Origin of the sequence: Actinospineispora spinosispora DSM 44797 (genome assembly GCF_000429025.1) — a bacterium.
GTDB classification, from domain to species: domain Bacteria; phylum Actinomycetota; class Actinomycetes; order Mycobacteriales; family Pseudonocardiaceae; genus Pseudonocardia; species Pseudonocardia spinosispora.
Genome location: NZ_AUBB01000006.1, coordinates 17,844 through 38,153 on the forward strand (window position 1 = coordinate 17,844; position 20,310 = coordinate 38,153).

23 protein-coding genes and 1 riboswitch are annotated in these 20,310 nt (G+C 70.3%); of the genes, 8 read left to right on the forward strand and 15 right to left on the reverse strand.

Translation table 11 applies throughout. The features are described from left to right. The first annotated feature begins 1 nt into the window (after nucleotide 1). Nucleotides 2-937 carry a 1-aminocyclopropane-1-carboxylate deaminase/D-cysteine desulfhydrase gene (locus G406_RS43760; protein ID WP_051341234.1) on the forward strand — a complete coding sequence of 312 codons (936 nt, stop codon included), beginning with the start codon at nucleotides 2-4 and terminating at the stop codon, nucleotides 935-937. Here the strand turns inward: G406_RS43760 and G406_RS43765 are convergent. The 5 genes from G406_RS43765 to G406_RS0100125 are packed head-to-tail and all read right to left on the reverse strand — an operon-like array spanning nucleotide 895 to nucleotide 5,159. Further along, nucleotides 895-1,683 (reverse strand): ABC transporter permease, encoded by a 789-nt coding sequence (locus G406_RS43765; RefSeq protein ID WP_037074546.1) that lies wholly within the window; start codon nucleotides 1,681-1,683, stop codon nucleotides 895-897. The genes G406_RS43760 and G406_RS43765 overlap by 43 nt on opposite strands. Next, nucleotides 1,680-2,846 carry an ABC transporter substrate-binding protein gene (locus G406_RS0100110; RefSeq protein WP_028932193.1) on the reverse strand — a complete coding sequence of 389 codons (1,167 nt, stop codon included), beginning with the start codon at nucleotides 2,844-2,846 and terminating at the stop codon, nucleotides 1,680-1,682. The genes G406_RS43765 and G406_RS0100110 overlap by 4 nt, the downstream gene beginning before the upstream one ends. Further along, a complete protein-coding gene (locus G406_RS0100115) occupies nucleotides 2,843-3,598 on the reverse strand; it encodes an ABC transporter ATP-binding protein (RefSeq protein WP_028932194.1) in 756 nt (251 codons plus the stop codon). The genes G406_RS0100110 and G406_RS0100115 overlap by 4 nt, the downstream gene beginning before the upstream one ends. Next, complete coding sequence (locus G406_RS0100120; RefSeq protein ID WP_028932195.1) at nucleotides 3,574-4,614, reverse strand: acyl-CoA dehydrogenase family protein; 1,041 nt, start codon at nucleotides 4,612-4,614, stop codon at nucleotides 3,574-3,576. The genes G406_RS0100115 and G406_RS0100120 overlap by 25 nt, the downstream gene beginning before the upstream one ends. Then, complete coding sequence (locus G406_RS0100125) at nucleotides 4,611-5,159, reverse strand: DUF4242 domain-containing protein (RefSeq protein ID WP_028932196.1); 549 nt, start codon at nucleotides 5,157-5,159, stop codon at nucleotides 4,611-4,613. Before G406_RS0100125 ends, G406_RS0100120 begins: the two co-directional genes overlap by 4 nt. A gap of 278 nt (nucleotides 5,160-5,437) precedes the next feature. Between G406_RS0100125 and G406_RS0100130 the strand changes: the two genes are divergently transcribed. After that, entirely contained in the window at nucleotides 5,438-6,019 is a 582-nt protein-coding gene (locus G406_RS0100130; protein WP_051341237.1) for a TetR/AcrR family transcriptional regulator, read from the forward strand. Between the two features lie 6 nt (nucleotides 6,020-6,025). On the opposite strand, the gene G406_RS57695 is transcribed toward G406_RS0100130, so the two are convergent. The 5 genes from G406_RS57695 to G406_RS0100155 form a co-directional block, all read right to left on the reverse strand. After that, the gene (locus G406_RS57695) at nucleotides 6,026-6,190 is read right to left on the reverse strand and encodes a hypothetical protein (RefSeq protein ID WP_169736552.1); all 165 of its coding nucleotides are present in this window, start codon (nucleotides 6,188-6,190) and stop codon (nucleotides 6,026-6,028) included. A 63-nt stretch (nucleotides 6,191-6,253) separates the two neighbouring features. After that, nucleotides 6,254-7,216, reverse strand: coding sequence for an ABC transporter substrate-binding protein (locus G406_RS0100140; protein ID WP_245606960.1), 963 nt, complete (start codon nucleotides 7,214-7,216; stop codon nucleotides 6,254-6,256). 26 nt (nucleotides 7,217-7,242) lie between these two features. After that, a complete protein-coding gene (locus G406_RS0100145; protein WP_037074769.1) occupies nucleotides 7,243-7,998 on the reverse strand; it encodes an amino acid ABC transporter ATP-binding protein in 756 nt (251 codons plus the stop codon). A 5-nt stretch (nucleotides 7,999-8,003) separates the two neighbouring features. Then, complete coding sequence (locus tag G406_RS43770; protein ID WP_051341239.1) at nucleotides 8,004-8,972, reverse strand: amino acid ABC transporter permease; 969 nt, start codon at nucleotides 8,970-8,972, stop codon at nucleotides 8,004-8,006. Beyond that, nucleotides 8,972-9,457, reverse strand: coding sequence for a GNAT family N-acetyltransferase (locus tag G406_RS0100155; protein WP_037074549.1), 486 nt, complete (start codon nucleotides 9,455-9,457; stop codon nucleotides 8,972-8,974). The genes G406_RS43770 and G406_RS0100155 overlap by 1 nt, the downstream gene beginning before the upstream one ends. Before the next feature lie 349 nt (nucleotides 9,458-9,806). Then, nucleotides 9,807-9,905: riboswitch (SAM riboswitch) on the forward strand. On the opposite strand from G406_RS0100155, the gene G406_RS59500 reads away from it, so the two are divergent. From G406_RS59500 to G406_RS0100170, 3 genes are all read left to right on the forward strand, one after another. Beyond that, on the forward strand, nucleotides 9,899-9,988 hold the full coding sequence (locus G406_RS59500; protein ID WP_342666176.1) for a putative leader peptide: 90 nt from the start codon (nucleotides 9,899-9,901) through the stop codon (nucleotides 9,986-9,988). (Overlaps the previous riboswitch by 7 nt.) Before the next feature lie 72 nt (nucleotides 9,989-10,060). Further along, nucleotides 10,061-11,137, forward strand: a complete 1,077-nt coding sequence (locus G406_RS0100165; protein WP_028932201.1) for an LLM class flavin-dependent oxidoreductase — start codon at nucleotides 10,061-10,063, stop codon at nucleotides 11,135-11,137. Then, nucleotides 11,134-12,534, forward strand: coding sequence for an NtaA/DmoA family FMN-dependent monooxygenase (locus G406_RS0100170; protein WP_028932202.1), 1,401 nt, complete (start codon nucleotides 11,134-11,136; stop codon nucleotides 12,532-12,534). The genes G406_RS0100165 and G406_RS0100170 overlap by 4 nt, the downstream gene beginning before the upstream one ends. Before the next feature lie 10 nt (nucleotides 12,535-12,544). Here G406_RS0100170 and G406_RS43775 read toward each other — a convergent pair whose 3' ends face one another. The 3 genes from G406_RS43775 to G406_RS0100185 all read right to left on the reverse strand — a co-directional run bounded on the left by G406_RS43775 (nucleotide 12,545) and on the right by G406_RS0100185 (nucleotide 15,599). Beyond that, a complete protein-coding gene (locus tag G406_RS43775; protein WP_051341240.1) occupies nucleotides 12,545-13,576 on the reverse strand; it encodes an ABC transporter ATP-binding protein in 1,032 nt (343 codons plus the stop codon). A 160-nt stretch (nucleotides 13,577-13,736) separates the two neighbouring features. After that, nucleotides 13,737-14,576 carry an exodeoxyribonuclease III gene (locus tag G406_RS0100180; RefSeq protein WP_028932203.1) on the reverse strand — a complete coding sequence of 280 codons (840 nt, stop codon included), beginning with the start codon at nucleotides 14,574-14,576 and terminating at the stop codon, nucleotides 13,737-13,739. 129 nt (nucleotides 14,577-14,705) lie between these two features. Continuing rightward, nucleotides 14,706-15,599 carry an HTD2 family dehydratase gene (locus tag G406_RS0100185; RefSeq protein WP_245606961.1) on the reverse strand — a complete coding sequence of 298 codons (894 nt, stop codon included), beginning with the start codon at nucleotides 15,597-15,599 and terminating at the stop codon, nucleotides 14,706-14,708. 168 nt (nucleotides 15,600-15,767) lie between these two features. Here G406_RS0100185 and G406_RS0100190 point away from each other — a divergent pair, with 168 nt between their 5' ends. After that, nucleotides 15,768-16,007, forward strand: a complete 240-nt coding sequence (locus G406_RS0100190) for a hypothetical protein (protein ID WP_028932205.1) — start codon at nucleotides 15,768-15,770, stop codon at nucleotides 16,005-16,007. A gap of 45 nt (nucleotides 16,008-16,052) precedes the next feature. Then, on the forward strand, nucleotides 16,053-17,591 hold the full coding sequence (locus tag G406_RS0100195; RefSeq protein WP_037074553.1) for an FAD-dependent oxidoreductase: 1,539 nt from the start codon (nucleotides 16,053-16,055) through the stop codon (nucleotides 17,589-17,591). 14 nt (nucleotides 17,592-17,605) lie between these two features. Here the strand turns inward: G406_RS0100195 and G406_RS0100200 are convergent, their stop codons facing one another. After that, complete coding sequence (locus G406_RS0100200) at nucleotides 17,606-18,502, reverse strand: SGNH/GDSL hydrolase family protein (protein WP_028932207.1); 897 nt, start codon at nucleotides 18,500-18,502, stop codon at nucleotides 17,606-17,608. 240 nt (nucleotides 18,503-18,742) lie between these two features. Between G406_RS0100200 and G406_RS43780 the strand changes: the two genes are divergently transcribed. Beyond that, complete coding sequence (locus G406_RS43780) at nucleotides 18,743-19,705, forward strand: lipase family alpha/beta hydrolase (protein ID WP_245606962.1); 963 nt, start codon at nucleotides 18,743-18,745, stop codon at nucleotides 19,703-19,705. Between the two features lie 21 nt (nucleotides 19,706-19,726). Here G406_RS43780 and G406_RS43785 read toward each other — a convergent pair whose 3' ends face one another. Then, complete coding sequence (locus G406_RS43785; protein WP_084215666.1) at nucleotides 19,727-20,233, reverse strand: barstar family protein; 507 nt, start codon at nucleotides 20,231-20,233, stop codon at nucleotides 19,727-19,729. Between the last annotated feature and the right edge of the window lie 77 nt (nucleotides 20,234-20,310).

Consider the following 20,310-nt stretch of genomic DNA (forward strand, 5'->3'; position numbering starts at 1 on the left):
CGTGGCTGGGTCGGTCGGAGTTAGCTTGCCATCGCCGTTGGTCGAATTATCTGATGAACGGTTGGGTTCCGTCCGTCTGCTGCTCAAACGGGATGACTTGATCCATCCGGAGTTTCCGGGGAACAAGTGGCGCAAGTTGAAGTACCAACTGGCGGATGCGCGGCAGCGGGGAGCATCGACACTGTTGACGTTCGGGGGTGCGTACTCCAACCACATCCGTGCGGTAGCTGCCGCGGGACGTCACATGGGTTTCGCCACGATTGGTGTGATTCGTGGGGAAGAACAGCCGTTCAATGAGAGCTTGGCGCTCGCGGTCGAGGACGGGATGCGCCTGCACTACATCGACCGCGCGACCTACCGGCGTAAGTCGGATTCCACGGTGCTGGCCATGTTGCGGGCGGAACTCGGCGAGCACTATCTGATTCCTGAGGGCGGCAGCGCACCGGCGGCCCTGTTGGGCTGCGCTGAGCTGATTGCTGAGATTCCCGAGCCGTTCGACCTCGTCGTCTGCCCGGTAGGAACCGGTGGGACGCTCGCCGGACTCTCCATGGGACTCAGTCCTGGCCAGCGGGTTCTGGGCTATGCGGTTTTGCGAGGTGTGGAGTATCTCGACGACGAGATCGTCCGCCTGCAACGCGAGACATCGGGGCGAATTCTCAGCAACTGGACCGTGGACCATCGGTTCCACTGCGGGGGCTTCGCTCGCAGATCAGCGGCGCTCGACGAATTCATTACTGATTTTGAACGACGACATGGGTTTCTGTTGGACCGGGTCTATGTGGCGAAGGCGATGCTCGGCTTGTTCACCTGTATCGCTCAGAACGAGCTGGGCACGGTCGGTACCGTGGTATTTGTGGTCACTGGTCCGAAGGAACTCGACGTAGCTGGTCGTCCTCAGCGGGCCAGGGCGCGGCGGGCGAGGGTGTCGAGCAGGTAGCCGAGGACGCCGATGACCAGGATGACCGCCATGACCTGGTCGTAGGCCAGCTGGTCGCGCGCGTTGAGAATCTCGTAGCCAAGGCCCGAGGTGACACCGAGCATCTCGGCCGGCACGAGCACCACCCACCCGATGCCCAGCGCGAGCCGCACCCCGGTCAGCAGGTGCGGCCGCACCGAGGGCAGCACCACGCTGGTCAGCCGCTCCAGGCCGGTGGCGCCGAGCGAGCGGGCGACCATCACCAGGCCGGGCTCGACAGCGCGCACTCCCGCCGAGGTGCTCAACACGACCGGCCACACCGCGGCCGCCGCGACGAGGAAGAACACCGGGCGGTGACCGATGCCGAACAGGCCGATCGCTACCGGCGCCCAGGACAGCGGCGACACCATGCGCAGCAGCTGGAACACCGGCCGCGTGGCGTCGTCCAGCACCGGGACCGAGCCGACGGCGAGACCGACGACGAACCCCACGACGGTGGCGATCAGGAGGCCGACGAGCAGGCGCCACAGGCTCGCGGCGATGTCCGGAAGCAGAACACCTCTGGTCAGCAGAGTGATCACGGCGGGAAGCGCGCGTTGCGGCGCGAATGCGGCGAGCAGTGAGCCCGGCGCCGCCAGCAGCGTGGTGGCGGCCCACCACAGCAGCACCGAGGCGGCGACCGCCACGGCCGGTGGGAGGAACCCCCGCCTCCTGGCTCCGGTGCGCCCCCGTGCGACGGGGGTCTCGGTGGTGTCGAGCAGGGTCATGTCGACTGCACCTCTTCGGTTCTGGACAGGGAGCTGGGCAGCGCGAACGCGGCCGGCCCGCCGAGGGAGGCCATGCTGCGCAGTACGAAACGGTCGTCGACGAGCACGTCGTGCGCGGTCGAGGTGTCGATCGAGTCGAGGAACCGCCGGTCGCCGTCGACGACGGTCTCCCGCATGGCGTCCACCAGCGCCTCGGTGTAGCCGCGGAACGGGTACGGGGCGAAGCCGATCCGTTCGCCGTGCCAGTCCGGGTGCCGCACCAGCAACGCGGGGTCGGTGCCGGACCTGGTCAGTGCGCGTCGCACGGCGGGAAGCGGCTGTGGCAGGTAGCGGCCACCGGTCAGCACGCCCGCGGTGTCGCCGCGATGCGCCGAGATCCACAGCTGGGCACCCGCCACCGCGTCGGTCACCGCCTGCACCGCGTGCGGAGCGGTGTCGATCAGCTCCTGGCGCACGACGAGCGCGCAACACGCGTGGTCCTGCCAGGCGTCGCCCACGAAACGGGCGATGCGACCCACCCCGCGCAGCTCGGCGGCCGCGTTGAACGGGTCCGCGACGATGTAGCCACCGATGACGCCGGTGTCCAGCGCCGGGAGCATGTCGGCGGGGCTCATCACCACCAGTCCGACGGTGCCCTCCGCCGCCGACGGAACCTCGCGGATCACCGGCCGCAGTCCCGCCGACCGGAGCATCCGCTGCACCATCACGTTGTGGATCGACCACCAGAACGGGATGGCCACACTACGTCCGCGCAGGTCACCGACGTCCCGCACAGTCGGGGCGACGGTGAGCGCCGAGCCGTTGGTGTGGTTCCAGGCGACGACCCTGACCTTCGCGCCGAGGGCGTAACGCAGCTGGACCGCGAACGGCATCAGCAGATGCACCACGTCGAGCTCGCCGGCGAGCAACGCCTGCGCGAGCGACTCCCAGGAACGGAACAGCACCGGTCGAGCGGCACTCACCCCGGCGAACCGGCCCTGCGCATGGGCCACCAGCAGCGGCGCCGCATCGGTGATCGGCAGGTAACCGATCCGCAGCTGTGTGCCGGTGCGCGCGGTGGACCGCCCGGCCAGCGCCAGGTCCGCGGCGGCCGCCACCCCGCCGACCGCGCCCAGAGCCACTCCCGCCCGCAGCAACGTCCGGCGGCTCAGCGGCGGGCTCATCCCGTCCTCACCACCGGGTTCGACACGGCCGCGACCTGTGAGCGGTAGCTGGCCAGCAGCTCGGCCCGCAGCGGGTGGTCGGCGAGCTGGTCGTGCCCGGGCTCGATCGGGTTGTCCCAGCGTTCGCCGATCCCACCGGCACCGTCGAGCGCGGTGATCGTCTGCCCCAGGTACAGCGCTTCGTCCACGTCGTGGGTGACCAGGACCAACGTCACCCGCAGCCGGGTCGCGGCCTCGCGCAGCCAGGTCCGCAGACCGGTGCGGGTCGCCGGGTCGAGCGCGCTGAACGGCTCGTCCAGCAGCAGGACGTCCGGGCGCACCGCCATCGCCCTGGCGATCGACACCCGCTGGGCCTGGCCGCCGGACAGCTGCCCGGGCAGTGCGTCGGCGAACTCGGTCAGCCCGAACAACTCCAGCAGCCCGGCGACCTCGTCCCGCGCGAAACGGCCCCGGTTCGCGCTGTACCGCCCGCCGAGCTCGACGTTCTCCCGGACGTCGAGCCACGGCATCAGCAGCGGCTGCTGGAACACCACCGCGGTCGAGGCCGGCTGTTCGTCCGGACGGCTGAGCCGCCCGGAGTCCAGCTCCTCGAGCCCGGCGAGAACGCGCAGCAAAGTGGACTTGCCACTACCACTCGGGCCGAGCACCACCAGGCGCCCGTCCCTCACCACGTCGAGGTCGAGGCCTCGCAGTACGGCCCGGTCGCCGTAGCTCTTGGCGGCGGCGGTCAGACGGAGCGCGACAGTTCCCACCGCAGTTGTCCTTCCGTCGGGGCCTGGATCGGCAGGAACGCACCCTCGCGCAGCCGTCGGCTCACGTCGCTGCCGGCGAGATATCCGGCGCCGCCGCGGACGGTGGCTTCCAACCGGGTCGCCGCCGACGCGGCGGCCGCGGCGTCCAGGCGCAGGCTCAACAGCTCGGCCGAGCTCAGCGATGCCGCGTCGGCCGCGCCCGCGTGCAGCCGGCGATGCACCGACGCCGCTCGAGCGGCGACCAGCTCCGCCTCCCCGGTCAGCTCGGCGTTCGGGCCGGTCAGGTGCCGCTTCGTCTCCTCGGTCGAGCGCTGGGCCAGACCCGAGCAGAACGCCGACTGCACGAGCAGGAACGTCGGCCTGATCGAACCGACGAACGCGCGCAGGTCCCAGGACAGCACCGCGTCGCCCGGCACGTGCACGTCCCGCAGCAGCGCCGAGGACGACGCGGTGCCGTTGAGCGCGAGCAGCTCGGGGCGGGGATCGACCTGGACACCCGGGTCGGACAGCCGCAGCCGCACGACCGCCCGGTCGGCCCCGTCCCCGACCCGCACCGGCAGCACGACCACGGCGTCGGGGAAGAGGTTGGACGCCCAGCGGATCGGCCCGGTGAGGCGCAGTCCGCCGTCCGCCCGGCGGGCCGTGACCGGAACCGGACCGAGCCCGGCCACGTCGGCGAGCGCGGGCGCCATCGCGGTGGACCCGACGACCCGGCCGGCGAGCAGTTCACCGAGCAGCTCGCCGGAGTCTGGCTCACCGCGACCGAGGTACTCGATCACCATGCGCTGCGCCCACAGTGAGAACGCCGAGCTCATGCACTCACCGGCGATCCGCTCGACGAGGCTCACCGCGTACGGCAGCCCACCGCCGCGCGGCGCGATCAGGTCCCGCTCCCCCAGCCAGCGCAGACCGTCGACGACTTGCTGGTCGCCGCTGTCCACCCGCGCCGCGCGGTCCCGGAAGCGCGCGGCGACCTCGTCCACCGTGTCGTCGACCGTCGCGGTGGCCGTACTCATCGCTGACCCGCCCCGGTATCCAGGGCGTGCAGCCGGTCGATCGGGGTGTCCACGGCGGCGCGGCCCCGGCGCACGATGTCCTCGTCCGCGGCGTCGTAGAAGCACAGACACTTCACCATGTCCTCGCGGACGTAGGTGCGCAGGAAGCTCACCTCGGGCACATCGGCGTAGCGCGGCGCCTTCGCCTTCTTCCGCGCCAGGTAGTCGTCCATGCTCAGCTCGGCGGGTAGATCCCATTCGACGAGGTAGCCCGCGCTGGGCTTGGCTGCCTTGAGCTGCGCCAGGTCGGCACCGACGAGCCGCACCTGGTCGGGACCGACCACCTCGGTGGCGGTGTCGAGCCGCGCGGCGGCGAGCTCGGCCGTCAATGCCGTGGTGTCATCCGCTTCCAGCACGGCGAACAGCCGGTCGTGCCCGGCGGTCACCTGCGACTCGATCAGCTCGGCCCGGGCGCTCCCGGCCGCCTTGTCGATCTCGACGAGCAGTGCGGCGACACCGTCACGGTCGGTGCGGGTGGGGACGAACTCGAATAGGTACAGCGACATGGTCCGGTCCTCTCGGGGACGTTCACGAGGGCGTGCGACGACACCTCTGATGGGCAGCGTTCGACAGCGCCACTGACATGGGTGTTCGGCGGAACTTCAGATGCGCGGAGCGGGCGACGGCCGGCTCAGGACATGCGCGACGGTGAACCCGGACACGCCGCGGCGACGACCCTCAGCAGGTCGATGTGGCGGCGTTGAACCAACGGTTCCGGACTCACACCGACGACACTACCGGATAGACCGATCTGTCTGGAAGACTTTCGTTCTATGCTGGCCACATGCCCACCACGGCCCCGACGAACCGACCGAGCCCCGCCGACCGTCTGCTGGACAGCGCGACCACGCTGTTCGATCGGGAGGGAATCCGCGCCGTGGGCATCGACCGGCTGATCGCCGATGCCGATGTCGCCAGGGCGAGCCTCTACCAGCACTTCGGGTCGAAGGACACGCTCGTGGTGAGTTACCTGCGGCGGGCGGACGAGAAGGACCGCGCCGGATACGAGCGGGCCGTGCGCGGGCTCGACGATCGCCCGCTCGACCGGGTACGCACCGTCTTCCGGCTCGCCGGGGCGGCTGCCCGCCGGCGCGACTACCGGGGTTGTCTGTACCTCAACGCGCTGACCGAGTTCCCGGATCAGGACAGCCCGGTCCGCGCCGTGGTGAATGCCCACCGCCAGTGGCTACTGACCGAGCTGACCACGGCGCTCACCCAGGCGGGCGCCCGCGAGCCGGAGCAGCTGGCGACCAACCTGCAGATGCTCTACGACGGAGCCCTGGTCGGCTCGAAGGCGAACCGCTCGGCCACGCCGATCGAGCAGGCGGCGGCTCTGGCCGATCAGCTCATCGCCGCCGCCGGGTGACGCTGGTCAGTGACGGCCGGTGCCGCCCTTGCCGCCTCGGAACCTGTCGAGCATCTGCTTCGCCTTCGCCCGGTTGCGCGGGTCACGCGCGTAGGTCTTGGCCTGATCGGTGAGCTTGCGCCCCTGCGGGCTCTTCAGGAACGCTCCGATCTTGCTGAACGGGCCGGCCATGATGTCCCCATTTCCTGAGAAGGTACTCAGTCAACTCGGTCGGGCCGCCCAGAGTTCCCGCCGTCACGTCCGGGGCAGACCCTGTGGGTTGATCTGGGAGACTGGGATCGCCTCGCTGGTCAGGTTCCATCGCTGCAGTACCTGGCTGTAGCTGCCGTTCTTGATGACCGTGTTCAGCGCCTCGTTGAGCGGCCCGACCAGCCCGTTGTTCTTCTTCGTCATGGCCGCGATGTCGGCGGTGATCTCCCCGCCGCCGCTGACCCGGCCGACGATCTTCGTGTCACCCTTGACCGCGACGTGATAGCTGGCGTTCGGGTTCGGTCCGAGGTACAGGTCGATCCGCCCGGACTGCAGCGCCAGGTAGTAGTCCCCCGGGTTGGTGTAGTACTGCAGCTTGGCCGGCGCCAGCCCGGCCGCCTTGTTCTGGGCGTCCCAGCGCAACAGAATCTGCTCCTGGTTGGTGCCCGCCGACACCGCGACGGTACGGCCCGCAATGTCCGAGGGCTTCGTGACCTGCTGGATCGGGCTGTCCTTCGCCGCCTCGAAGGCCACGGTGTCCACCCGGTAGGTGGCGAAGTCGTAGGAGTCCTTGCGTTCCTCGGTCACCGTGATGTTGGAGAAGCCGGCGTCGTACTGGCCGGAGTCGACGGCGAGGAACAGGTTCGCCCAGGACGTTTGGCGCAGGTCCAGCGTCAGCCCGAGGGTGTCCGCGACCAGCTGCGCCACGTCGGTCTCGACGCCGATCATGGTGCGGTCGTCGTCGGCGGGGAAGTTCAGCGGCGGGCTGCCCTTGCCGTCCGCGCCGACGACCAGTGTCCCCTTGCTCCGGATCGCGGCGGGCAGTGACGCCGCGATCGCCTCGACCTTCTGCCCGCGAATGCGGTGCTGGTCCGGGCTGGTGTTGATGGCGTTCTGCCCGGTCGCGGGCGGCGGCTTCTGGTCGGGGTCGGGGCCGGCGCACGCGGTCAGCGCAACGGCGAGCAGGACGGGCAGCACGGCGACGAGCCGTAGGGATCGGGTCGGCACGGGGTTCCTCTTCGGGGAGTCGGCGTTCACGGCAGGACCTTGCTCAGGAAGGCGCGGGTGCGTGGTTCGCGCGGCCGGTCGAGTACCTGCGCCGGGCTGCCCTGTTCGACGACGCGTCCTTCGTCGAGGAACACGACCGTGTCCGCCACCTCCCGGGCGAAGCCGATCTCGTGGGTGACCACGATCATCGTGGTGCCGCTGCCCGCCAGGTCACGCATGACGTCGAGGACCTCACCGACCAGCTCGGGGTCCAGCGCCGAGGTGGGCTCGTCGAACAGCAGCAGCTTCGGGCGCAACGCCAGCGCCCTGGCGATCGCGACGCGCTGCTGCTGGCCGCCGGACAGCCGCCTCGGGTACTCGTCGGCCTTCTCCGCGAGCCCGACCCGATCCAGCAGCTCGCGGGCGTGCCGGTAGGTCTCGTCGCGGTCGCGGCCCTGCGCCGAGATCGGGGCTTCCGCCACGTTGTCCAGCACGGTGAGGTTGCCGAACAGGTTGAAGCTCTGGAACACGAACCCGATATGGCTGCGCTGGCGCAGGATGTGTCGTTCGGACAGCTCGTGCAGCCGGTCCCCGGACTGCCGGTAGCCGATCAGCTCGCCGTCCACCCTGACGAAGCCCCGGTCGACCTTCTCCAGGTGGTTGATCGCCCGCAGTAACGTGGACTTGCCGGAACCGGACGGGCCGAGCAGCACGGTCACCTCGCCGGTGCGCACCGTCAGGTCGACGTCGCGCAACACCTCGAGCGGGCCGTACGCCTTGTGCACGCCACGCAGCTCGACCATCGCGGTCACGTCGAGCCCCCGCGCCCGGTGTGGAGGGTGCTCAACGACGCGCGCAGTTTCTGGATCGGCGTCGGCGGCAACGCCCTGGATGCGCCGCGCGCGTAGTACCGCTCGATGTAGAACTGCGCGACCGACATGACGGTGGTCAACGCGAGGTACCAGAGTGCGGCGACCAGCAGCATCGGGATGACCCGTCCGCTGCGCGTGTAGATCACCTGGACCTGGTAGAACAACTCGCTCAGGGCCATGATGTAGACCACCGACGTGCCTTTGACCAGGCCGATCAGCTCGTTGCCCGCTGTCGGCAGGATCGTGCGCATCGCCTGCGGCAGCAGGATCCGGCGGAACTGGCGCAGCCGGGGAATCCCCAGCGCCGCCGCCGCTTCGAGCTGGCCGGGGTCCACCGAGAGGAAACCGGAGCGGACCACCTCCGCGGCGTACGCGGCCTGGTGCAGCGCCAGCCCGAGTACCGCCGCGGTCACCGGGCTGATCAGATCCATCGTGCCGACCGCGAAGAACGCCGGCCCGAACGGGATCCCGAACGTGATCGACCGATAGAGCAACGCGAGGTTGAACCAGAACAGCAGCTGCAGGATCAGCGGGACCGAGCGGAAGATCCAGATGTAGGTCCAGCTGACCGCGCGCAGCAGCGGGCTCTGGGACAACCGCATCAGCGCGAGCACGGTGCCGAGCACGAAACCCAGGACGATGCCGAGAAGTGTCAGTTTCAGGGTCAGCCCGACCGCGCGCACGATCGACGGGGCGAACAGGAACTGTCCGACCGTCGCCCAGTCCCACGCGGGGTTCGTGAGCAGCGCGTTGACCGCCATCGCGGCGAGCACCGCCACGACGGCGGTGGCCACCCACCGCCCCGGGTGTCTCGCCGGGATCACCCGCAGTCGAGCCGCGGGATCCTCCTCCGAGGCCGGTGGGCCGTGGGTCGTGGCGGGGACGGTCTCGGGTACGGCGGTCATCACTGATCAACGTCCTTCTCGAACGGGTGCGGGCCGATCTGCTCCGGGTCCAGGTTCGGGTCGTACAGGGGCCGATAACCGGTGGCCAGGTACAGGCCCTTCGCCTCGGGCTGCCGAGGACCGGTGGTCAGGTAGATCCGCCGGTAACCGCGTGCGGCGATCTCTCGTTCCAGTTCGGCGAGCACGCGCCTGGCCAGGCCACGTCTGCGGTGCGCCGAGTGCGTCCAGATGCGTTTGAGCTCGGCGGTCCGCTCGTCGTAGCGGCGGAACGCACCACCCGCGACCGGTTCGCCCTCGGTCAGCAGCAGGACGAGGCCGCCATCGGGAGGGCCGAACTCGGTCGGCCGCGCACGCATCTCCTCGGCGATGTCGCCGAGCGTGTGCCGGTACCGGGTCCAGTACTCGTGCGACAGCTCGGTCAACATCGGCACCACCAGCGGATCGCTGTACGCGACCTGCCGAACCTCGAGCGCGGGCAAGGTCACCGACAGTCCCCTTCCAGGGCGATGAGAGGGCCCCGTGCGCGCGGGTCGACGACGCGGCGTTACGGGGAACTGCGACCGGAGAGTGCGCTCAGCGACAGAGCGCGGTCTGGGTACGACACAGATCCACGTGACGACGCCGCGACCAGCTGGCGGGCCACGCGGTGAGCGCGGGCGCCGGGTGGGCGATCGACACGGTCTCTCCTCCATCGAGGTACGACGACGCGACCCGGCCGGGGTCGCCCTGTCGAGTAATACTGAACAAAGTCGACCTGTCAAGTCAGGATTAGTCGCCGTGACCCGGCGCACGCGCATTGACAACCGAGCGGGATCAGCGCGTAACGTCGAAGGCAGCCCATCCAGAGCGGCGGAGAGACCTGGCTCGCTGATGCCGCAGCAACCGCGTTCCGAACCATTCGGGCGTGTGGTGCTAACGCCAGGCCGATGGAGGCGAGCGTGCGAACCCACACCGATGCCCTGCGGCTGATCACCCGCCGGCACGTCGACCTGTGCCGGACCGCGTCCGCCGTCTGATCCCCCCGCGAGATCACCTCGACCCGACACCCGTCGGGCCGTCAGCCGTGTTCGCTCGCGGAAGGAACCTGCGTGTCCACTCCCCTGCACCTCGCCCTGGAGATCGACGGCGACGGCGCGCATCCCGATGCCTGGCGTCGCGCCGCCCATTCACCCGCTGAGCTGCTGAGCCCGCGTCGGACGCGGTCGGTGGCCGCCGTCGCGGAGAACGCCGGCTTCACGCTCGTCACGCTGGACGACTCGCTGCCGGCACCGGAGGCCGGGCCGCTCGGCCGGATCGGGTCGGTCGAGCGCGCGGCCTTCATCGCGGCGTCGACCAGCGTCCTGGGCATCGCACCGGTCGTGTCCACGACCTATGCCGAGCCGTTCCACAGTTCCTCGCAGCTCGCCTCGCTCGACCACATCTCGGTCGGCAGGGCCGGCTGGGTGGTCGGCACCTCCCCGGAGCCCGAAGCCGCGCGGGCCTGGGGCCGGCCCGCCGTCGAGCAGTCGCGCGTGGCCGCTGAGGCGCTCGACTCGGTGCGGGTCGTGCGCGACCTGTGGGACTCGTGGGAGGACGAGGCGGTCATCCGGGACGTCGCTACCAGCCGCTACCTCGACCGCGACCGCCTGCACTACATCGACTTCACCGGTGACACGTTCGCGGTGAAGGGCCCGGCGATCGTCCCTCGGTCACCGCAGGGCCAGCTCGTCGTCTTCGCACCGGACGGCCTGCTGCCCGCCGAGCAGGTGGACGTGACCCTGGTCAGCGGCTCCGACGTGGCCTCCCTCGACGCGGCGGGTCGCGGCACCACGCACGCCTTCGCCGAGATCGAACTGGCGCTGGACACCCCTGCCGCGTCGGCCGCCGAGCGGATCGCCGACCTCGAACGGCACGCGCCCTGGCCGGACCGGGGACGGCTGCGCTACACCGGCGGCCCTGACGGTCTCCTCCGGCTGCTCACCGAGCTGCACTCGACGTCGGTCACCGGAGTCCGGTTGCACCCGCTGGTCCTCGACGAGGACCTCGCCGTGCTCTCCCAGCTGGTACTTCCCGCGCTGCGCAAGACCGGCCTCACCGCCCGTCCCGTGCCCGGGGCATCGCTGCGCACCACTCTCGGGCTGCCTCGGCCCGCCAACCGCTTCGCCACCGCCGGAGGATCCCGATGACCAGCACCGACCCGACCGACGTCCCGTACCCGAACGCCCAGCTGCACTTCGGAGTGTTCTTCCAGGGCGTCAACCACTGGACGATCTGGTCCGACCCGGGCAGCGGTTCACAGATCGACCCGGCGTCCTTTCGCAAGGTCGCGCAGACCGCCGAGCGTGGGCTGTTCGACGCGTTCTTCCTCGGCGAGGGGCTGCGACTGCGCGAGGTCGACGGTCTCATCCACGATCTCGACGTGGCCGGTCGACCTGATGCCATCACGCAGCTGGCCGCGCTCGCCGCGGTCACCGACCGCATCGGCCTGGTCAGCACGTCGAACACGACGTTCAACGAGCCCACCGATCTCGCGCGCCGCCTGTCCGGGCTGGACCTGCTGTCCGAAGGTCGCGCAGGCTGGAACGTCGTGACCACGGACAACGCCTGGACCGGCGCGAACTTCCGCCGGGGCGGCTACCTGGACCACGCCGACCGCTACGTACGGGCGGAGCAGTTCCTCACGGTCGCCAGGGCGCTGTGGGACGGCTGGGCCGACGACGCCGTCGCGGACTCCCGCGAGGCGCCGTCCTGGGCGACGCCGGGCGCGGTACGCAGGGTCCGCGAGCTGAGCAGCCAGTTCGACGTGGACCTCGTGCCGAGCCTGCCGCGCAGCGCCCAGGGGCATCCGGTGATCTTCCAGGCCGGGGACTCCTCGGAGGGACGCGACTTCGCGGCACGCAACGGGGACGTGATCTTCTCCGCGCACGGCACCGAGTTCGACGACGCGTTGTCGTTCGCCACCGACATCCGCACGCGCCTGCGCGCCGCCGGCCGGCCCGGCGACGACCTGCGCATCCTGCCCGGGACCGAGATCATCATCGGCCGCACCGAGAAGGAGGCACGGGAGAAGGCACGCTGGGTCCGGTTCGCGCAGGTCACCCCGGCGACCGCGCTGAACGTGGCGAGCCTGCTGTGGGGTATCGATCTGTCCGACCGGGACGCCGACGGCCCACTGCCGAAGGAGGACCCGGTGGTCATCGAGAACACCGGGGCGTTCGGTGCCCGCCGGGTCGCGGACCCGCGCGCGACCGTCGCCCGGTGGCGCGCCGAAGCGGAACACCACGGCTGGTCACTGCGAGAGACGGTGATCGCGCTCGGACCGCAACGCGGTCACGTCGGCACGCCTGAAGGCCTCGCCGACAAGTTCACCCACTTCGCCAGGCACGGCGCCGTCGACGGGTTCAACATCACGCCGTACCTGATCCCGGAGGGGCTCGACGACATCGTCGAGCTGCTCGTGCCCGAGCTGCAGGAGCGGGGCGTCTACCGCACCGAGTACAGCGGGACCACCCTGCGCGAACACCTCGGTCTGCGTGAACCGCTCAGCCGGCGGGCGGTGAACCCGCACCGTCGCGCCGGCTGAGCGGCATCGGTCACCGCTGGCGGTCGAACTGCTCCGTCGCAGGGCCGTCGTCGCGCTGGTGCGCGCCGTTGCCGTTGCGCTTGAGGCTCTCCCGGATGGCGGCCTGGGCGTTCTCCGGCAGCTCGTGCATCATCTCGCGCACCCGGGACTCGCGACGGCCGACGGCCTTGCGCTCCGGCACCCCCGGGGAGACCTCGATCTGCGGCTTCAGCGGCGGCAGACCGGCCAGCTCGCCGCTCATCTCGGCCATCTCACGCTCGGCCTGCTCGGAGTCCTTCTCCTCCGACATCCCGATCGGGCCCTGGCGGCGGCCGTTGAGGAACTGCGCGACCACCGGCTCCTCCGAGGTCAGCAGGACCTCGCGCGGGCCGAACATCGCCAGGTGCTTGCGGTAGAGCAACCCGATGTTGTCCGGCACCGTCTGCGCGGTGTTGATGTCGTGGGTGACGATCAGGAACGTCGAGTCGGTCTGCGCGTTCAGGTCGATGATCAGCTGGTTCAGGTACGCCGTACGGACCGGGTCCAGACCTGAGTCCGGCTCGTCGAACAGGATGATCTCCGGGTCCAGCACCAGCGCGCGCGCCAGGCCGGCACGCTTGCGCATACCGCCGGAGATCTCGCCGGGCAGCTTGCCCTCGTCACCGGTCAGACCGACCATGTCGATCTTCTCCATGACGATGTCCTTGATCTCCTTCTCACCCTTCTTCGTGTGCTCACGCAGCGGGAAGGCGATGTTGTCGTACAGGTTCATCGACCCGAACAGCGCGCCGTCCTGGAACAGCACACCGAACAGCTTGCGGATTTCGTACAGCCGCGACTCGTTGCAGCGCACCAGGTCGGTGTCGTGGATGAAGATCGAGCCCTTCTCCGGCTTGAGCAGCCCGATCAGGCTCTTCAGGAACACCGACTTGCCCGTACCCGACGGCCCGAGCAGGACACTCACCTCACCGGGAGGCAGCGTCAGCGATACGTCCGACCAGATGTTGGAGCGGCCGAACGACTTCGAGAGGCCCTCGACGCGGACCTCTACCCCAGCACTCACCTGTGAGCCCTCCTAATGAGACGAGCACCCGGCTGCCGGTCGGCGCCACAATGCGACATCGCGTGTGATTCGTAGCATAACAACCAAGAATCACACTCTTACTGCTATCTCAACGGCACGGCGGCGCTGAGGTTGCGCGGAGTTGTGATTGGGCCGTCACTCAGCGCGACCGTTTCGCCGGGCGCGACGGAGGCGGGACCACCGGACCGATGTCCCCGTCCGGCGCGGTGTCCAGATCCACGATGACCGGGGCGTGGTCGCTCGGCCCCGTTCCCTTGCGCGCGGCACGGTCGACCCAGGCCGCCGCGACCCGCTCGGCGACCGGTCCGGCCGCGAGGATCAGGTCGATCCGCATGCCCAGGTCCTGGTGGAACCGACCGGCGCGGTAGTCCCAGTAGCTGAACACACGCTGGGTGGGCCAGCGATCGCGCACGACATCGCGCAACCCGAGCTTCGTCAGCTCGGCCAGCGCCGCCCGCTCGGCGGGCGTCACGTGTGTCGACCCGACGAACTGGGCCGGGTCCCAGACGTCCTCGTCGGTCGGGGCCACGTTCATGTCGCCACACACCACGCTGGGCAGCTTCTGCGCGGCCACACTGTCCCGTAGCGCACCGAGCCAGGCGAGCTTGTACTCGTAGTGCGGATCGTCCGGGGTACGGCCGTTGGGGACGTACACCGAGGTGATCCGCAGCCCGTCGCAGGTTGCGGACACCGCGCGGGCCTCCGGCTCGGGGAAGCCGGGCTCGTCCGGCAGACCCCGCGCCACGTCCTCGAGGCCGACCCTGGACAGGAGCGCGACACCGTTCCACCGGCCTTCGCCGTGGTGCGCGACCTGGTAGCCGCGCGAGCCCAGCTCCTCGTCGAGCAGCTCGGTGAACGCGTCGTCCGGCAGCTTGGTCTCCTGCAGACACACCACATCCGGCTCGCGCTCGTCGAGCCAGGGCAGCAGCCGGGGCATGCGGGAGCGGACGGAGTTGACGTTCCAGGTGGCGATACGCACGCCCCCTACCTTGGCATGAGCTGCGGCGGTTGCACTTTGCACACCCACGTGCTGCGTCGCACATGTCCGAACGTGTGCGACGCAGCACGAAGGTGTGCAAAGTCGCTCGAGCCCCAGCCTCTGTGCGAGCTACCCGGCCACCAGCCGCACGGACGCGGTCAGCGACGGCGCCGTGCCGGGCACGCCCACCGCCACGTCCCATTCGCCGTCCGTCGACAACGTCCGTGCCCGCACCGGTGTCCCGGCGAAGGCGGGCCTGCGCAGCCGGTACGAGAACCCGGTGACCCGGGAGCCGGGGGCGAACCTGCGCGGCAGCTCGAGCGCGAGCAACGCCAGGAGCGGTCCGTGCACCACCAGGCCGGGGTAGCCCTCGACCCCGGTCGCGTACGGAAGGTCGTAGTGGATGCGGTGGGTGTTGTAGGTCAGGGCACTGAGCCTGAAGAGCAGCGGCGCGTCCGGTAGCAGCGTCAGCGCGTGCTCGGCCGGGGGCTCGTCGACCTGCTCCGGCGGTGCCGGGGGCTTCGCGGCGGGAGGCGTGGCCGACGGCGCCGGATCGGGCTGGCTCCGGTAGACGATGTCCTGTTCCTCGCTGACCGCCAGCTCGCCGTCGTGCCGGAACTCGTTCAGTACCGTCACGAAGGCCATCTCGCCGCTGCGACCGGACTTGACCTCCATGGAGGTGACCGAGGAGCGGCGGGTCAGGTCCGCGTCGACCGGGAACGGACGATGCCCCGTCCAGCGGCCGCCCGCGAACATCCTGCGGCGGTCCGGGATCGGCGGCATGAAGTGGCCGCCCGCCGGGTGGCCGTCGGCGCCGATCTCGGCCTGTGCCGGGTGGTCGAGGAAACCGAACCAGTGCCACATCGGCGGTAGCTGCCCGTTCGCGAGCGGGCTCGGCTGGTCCAGCACGCCGGCGAACGCGCCCACCGACCAGCTGCTCACCCGCCCCACCTGCTCGATCGGCGCGGGCGACCAGCCCGCCAGATGCCCGGCCAGTCCACTCACGTCTGTCTCCGCGCTCACGCTCCGGACGTTAGCCGACCCGGTGGTCGTCGGAAACTCGGTCGCGCACGCTTCCGGGCGGCGCTACCGTTCGACGCATGGACCTCTGAGGATGCGCTTCGCACGAGTCACCCCGTCATCTCATGGCGCGGGCAGACCGCGCCATCACTCACTTCGCAGGAGGTTCCCTTGCCTGACAACCATCCCCTCGAACGCCCCGAGGCGCTGCGCGACATCGTCCGCGATGCGCTCGCCCGCGAGCTGGGTACCGGCGACCTGTCCGCCGCTCCACCGGTCCGATCCGGACCGGGCGCAGCCGCCAAGGGCGCGACCCGGCCGAAGCCGAAGTCCTCGGTGGAACGCCGGGGGCCGGCACCGCGTGGGCAGCTGCCGAACGGCGCCCACGCGCTGCGTCGGCGCGGCGGCTGAGCGGCACAACCCGCACAACGGTGGTGCATCCGGCATGATCGCCGGATGCACCACCGCGCCGGGCCGCTGCGCATGCGGCCACAGCTGCTGGTGCCCGGACGTCCGGACCTGCCGCGTGAGGTGCCGGACGGCGTCGACGCGGTGGTGATCGGCGGCGGTGTCGCCGGGATCTCCGCTGCGGTGGTCCTCGCCGAACGCGGCGTCCGGGTGACCCTGCTGGAGGCCGCAGGCCAGCTCGGCGGGCGTCTCGGTGCGTGGCCCCACCGGATGCCGGACGGCTCCGAACAGATCGTCGAGCACGGGTTCCACGCGTTCTTCCGCCAGTACTACACCTGGCGCGCGATCCTGCGCCGCGCCGACCCCGCTCTGCGGTTCCTCAGGCCGACCGGGAGCTACCCGGTCCTCTCGGCCCGCTGGCCCGAGGAGGACCTCACCGGGCTCCCGGCGACGCCGCCGCTGAGCCTGCTCACGCTGTTCGCACGCTCCCCCAGTCTGGGCTGGCGCGATCTGGTCGGCGCGAACCGGACACTCGGGCTGGAGCTGCTCGGTTTCGACCAGGGCCATCCCGCGCTCGGGCTGGAAGCGCTGTCGGCAGGCGAGTTCCTGAACCGGTTGAACCTGTCCGAGCGCGCCCGCTCGATGCTGTTCGAGGCGTTCGCCCGGTCGTTCTTCTGCAATCCGACCGGAATGTCCGCGGCCGAGCTGGTCGCGATGTTCCACTTCTACTTCCTCGGCAACCCGGAGGGTCTCGCCTTCGACGCCCCGGACACCGACTACCTCACCTGCATCTGGAATCCGCTGCGCGCCCACCTGACCCGCCACGGCGCGGAGGTCATGACCGGTTCGCCGGTCAACGCGCTGGTTCCCGGCCCCGATCACCGGTGGCGCGTCGAGCTCGACGCCCGGACCCTGGACACGCGCCACGTCCTGCTGGCGCTCGATCCGGGTGGGCTGCGCGGCCTCGTCGACCGATCCGACGAGGCCCGTGCGGTGGCTCCCCGGCTCGCGGCGCAGGTGGGCTCGCTCAGCGTCGCCGAGCCCTACGCGGTGAGCAGGCTGTGGCTCGACCGCGACGTCTCGCCCGAACGCGCTGTCTTCTCGGCGGTGACCGGACAGGACACACTCGATTCCATCACCTGCTACCACCGCCTCGAACGCGGATCGCGCGCGTGGGCGGCCCGTACCGGTGGCGCGGTGCTGGAGCTGCATTCCTACGCCTGCACCCGGCCCGACGCACGAAGCGCGACCGAACACATGCTGGCCGAGCTGGCTCAGCTGTGGCCGGAGACCGCGGACGCGACGATCCTGCATCGGTCCGTCCGGCTGGAAGCCGAGGCCCCGGCCTTCCCACCGGGCTCCCGGGTCCTGCGCCCCACCGTCTCGTCCGATGCGAGAGGGGTGCGGGTCGCGGGCGACTTCGTCCAGCTGCCGTACTGCTCAGGTCTGATGGAGCGCTCGGCGATGTCCGGGGTGCTGGCCGCGAACGACGTCCTCGCCGAACACGGCGCCGGCCCAGAACCGGTCACCGGAGTGCCCCAGCGCGGCCTGCTGGCCGGGCTGACCCGGCTCACCAGGAAGCGCTAGCTAGCGGCCCCGTACTAGGGGGCGAGCACCCTGGTGTGCAGCGCGGCCAGCACGTCGTTCGCGCTGTTGCGCATGCCGAGGGCGTTCGGGTGCACCGGAGCGGCGGGCGAGGTCGGCACGAGGCCTTCCACCCACTTGGTCCCCGGCAGCTGGCACACGTCGTGGCCGACGCTGCTGCGCGCGGTGTCGACGAACTCGGCGTCCGTCCGGTCCGCCTCGTCGGCCAGCATGTCGTTCAGCTGCCCCTGGACCTCACGCAGCCAGGCCACGTCCCCCGGGCTGAACGGCACGACGGGGAAACAACCGGGGCCCTTCGCGGGCAGGATCGTCGGGTATCCCACGACGAGCACCTTCGCGTCCGGCGCACGCTTGGTGATCTGGTCGAGCACCGCGGCGACCTTGGGAGCGGTCGCCTCGATCCGCTCGGCCAGCTGGTCGCGCCCGCCCTGGTTGTAGTAGTCCTTGCACGCGGCACCGAGTGGCTTGCTCGGCGACTTGACCGCGCAGTTCTTGATGATGTCCGCGAACCCGATGTCGTTGCCGCCGATACCGAGCGTCACCAGGCCGGTGTCCTTGGTGACCGCGGTGAGCTGCGGCGGGTTCGAGCCGCCGGTGACCGCCTGTGGCGAGGTCATCTCCTTCGTGGTGGCACCGCTGCAGCTCACGTCCTGGAACTGCGAGCTGTGCACTCCGGTGCGCACCAGCGACGGGTAGTTGTGGTCGGAGCGCAGGCAACCCGAGGGCGTCCCGGTCTGCAGCGGGATGAGCGGTCCGGCCACGTAGGAGTCGCCGAGGGACACGTAGCGGCCGGAGATTTCCGGACCGGTGTCCGCGAAGCTCACCCCGGGGGTCAGCGCGGCCAACCCGACACACGTCGCCGCCACGACCATCGCGCTTCCCGCGTGTCGCATTCGCGCAAGCCGCAAGACAGACCCCCAGAACCGGTTCGGGCACCCAACGATCACCAAAGTCCCGGGGAGAGTAACGGAGCGCAGTTGACCATGACAGTCGGCACTGCGTAATCACCCCTTACCGGGTGTAACCGTTCACCCCGGCGAACCCCGCCCGATGGACCGTCGTTGAGGCGGCCAGTAGGCGATCCGATATTTCCACCCGAGGGGCCGATGATGGTTCGATTAGGTGTCGCGCGCGTGGCGACCGCACTGGCAGCCGGCGCACTCACCGTCGCGGCACTCGTGGCCGGACCGGTGGGGCAGGCTTCCGCCGCACCCGCCGCACCCGCCGCGGCGCAACCGTCGGCGCCGATCTTCGACCCGGCGCCGTTCGACCCACCGCCACCCGGTTCGAACAAGTGGGACTGCAAGCCCAGCAGCGCCCACCCGAACCCGGTCGTCCTGGTGCACGGCCTGAGTGCCAACCAGGCCGTCAACTGGGGTTACATCGCCCCTCTGCTCGCCGACAAGGGCTACTGCGTCTTCTCCCTCACCTACGGCCGTGCCCCGCTCGCGCCGCCGCCACTGTCCCAGGTCGGCGGGCTGCGCAAGATGGAGGACAGCTCGCACGAGCTGGCCGACTTCGTCGACCGGGTGCGCCACGCGACCGGCGCCGACAAGGTCGACATCGTCGGGCACTCCGAGGGCAGCCTCATGCCGAACTACTACGTCAAGTTCCTCGGCGGCGACCGCTACGTCGACCGCTACGTGGGCATGACACCGCTGTGGGACGGCACCCAGCTCTACGGCGTGGCCCAGCTCAACCGGATCGCCGGGCAGTTCGGTCTCGACCCGGCGCTCGGTGTGGTGCTCGCCCCGCTGTGCGCCTCCTGCCGGGAGTTCCTGCACGGCTCACCGTTCCTGAAGAAGATGAACTCCGACGGCGGTCCGGCGGTGCCCGGTGTGACCTACACGATGATCATGACGAAGCACGACGAGCTGGTCATCCCCTACACCAGCGGTGTCATGCCGAAGCGCGACGGCGCGAAGGTCACCAACATCGTGCTGCAGGATCACTGCCCGGCAGACCTCGCCGAACACGGCGCCGTGGCGTTCGACCCGGTGACCGCGCAGTACATCACCAACGCGCTCGACCCGGACCACGCGAAACCGGTGCGCTGCTTCCCGACCGGCCCGGACACCCCGATGGCCCGGCACTGAGCGATCGGCCGGCGGCTGACCTCAGCCGCCGGCCGGCCCCTCGGTGATCCGGCGCAGCGCCGCCTCGGTCTCGTCCGACTCGGCGGCGTCGAGCTGCAGGATCACCCGGAGCCCGGCCGCATTGCGCTCGCGGTTGACGTCCACGGCGTGATCGAATGTGGCGAGCAGCTTCGTGAGCAGGTCGGCGCCGTTGTCGATCAGTCGCGCGCTGTCCAGGAACGTCAGGATCAGCGTACGAGCGGCGACGCCCGGCCGGTCGGCGAAGGCGCTGCCCAGGCCGCCGCCGGTGATCTCCAGCAGGTCCGAGAAGCACTCGTCCAGCGCGTCCCAGTTGCGGCCGAAGTAGTCCGGGAAGGCGAGCTTCTCGGCCAGCGTGCCGAACAAGGCCGCCTCGTCGGCACAGTCCTTGCCATCGATGACCACCGGGTGCACTCCCCCTTCCCCGGTGGTCCTGGTCAGCTTGCGCACGGACTCCACGGTCGCCTCACGCGGCTCCCGAACGATCACCAACCCAAACCCACGCCCCATCCCCAAAGGCTAGCGGCCCACGCGAGTGGCAAGGCCGTCTACCCCGAAGCGGCGCCATCGTGAGTGGCAAGGGCGTC

What these genes read in the sequence shown, in the direction of transcription:
- G406_RS0100170 (WP_028932202.1), top strand. Translation starts at nt 11,134, where the DNA reads ATGACCAGCACCGACCCGACCGACGTCCCGTACCCGAACGCCCAGCTG.
- G406_RS0100125 (WP_028932196.1), bottom strand. Translation starts at nt 5,159, where the DNA reads ATGTCGCTGTACCTATTCGAGTTCGTCCCCACCCGCACCGACCGTGAC.
- G406_RS0100120 (WP_028932195.1), bottom strand. Translation starts at nt 4,614, where the DNA reads ATGAGTACGGCCACCGCGACGGTCGACGACACGGTGGACGAGGTCGCC.
- G406_RS43770 (WP_051341239.1), bottom strand. Translation starts at nt 8,972, where the DNA reads ATGACCGCCGTACCCGAGACCGTCCCCGCCACGACCCACGGCCCACCG.
- G406_RS57695 (WP_169736552.1), bottom strand. Translation starts at nt 6,190, where the DNA reads ATGGCCGGCCCGTTCAGCAAGATCGGAGCGTTCCTGAAGAGCCCGCAG.
- G406_RS0100110 (WP_028932193.1), bottom strand. Translation starts at nt 2,846, where the DNA reads ATGAGCCCGCCGCTGAGCCGCCGGACGTTGCTGCGGGCGGGAGTGGCT.
- G406_RS43785 (WP_084215666.1), bottom strand. Translation starts at nt 20,233, where the DNA reads ATGGGGCGTGGGTTTGGGTTGGTGATCGTTCGGGAGCCGCGTGAGGCG.
- G406_RS0100195 (WP_037074553.1), top strand. Translation starts at nt 16,053, where the DNA reads ATGCACCACCGCGCCGGGCCGCTGCGCATGCGGCCACAGCTGCTGGTG.
- G406_RS59500 (WP_342666176.1), top strand. Translation starts at nt 9,899, where the DNA reads ATGGAGGCGAGCGTGCGAACCCACACCGATGCCCTGCGGCTGATCACC.
- G406_RS0100145 (WP_037074769.1), bottom strand. Translation starts at nt 7,998, where the DNA reads ATGGTCGAGCTGCGTGGCGTGCACAAGGCGTACGGCCCGCTCGAGGTG.
- G406_RS0100200 (WP_028932207.1), bottom strand. Translation starts at nt 18,502, where the DNA reads ATGCGACACGCGGGAAGCGCGATGGTCGTGGCGGCGACGTGTGTCGGG.
- G406_RS43765 (WP_037074546.1), bottom strand. Translation starts at nt 1,683, where the DNA reads ATGACCCTGCTCGACACCACCGAGACCCCCGTCGCACGGGGGCGCACC.
- G406_RS0100130 (WP_051341237.1), top strand. Translation starts at nt 5,438, where the DNA reads ATGCCCACCACGGCCCCGACGAACCGACCGAGCCCCGCCGACCGTCTG.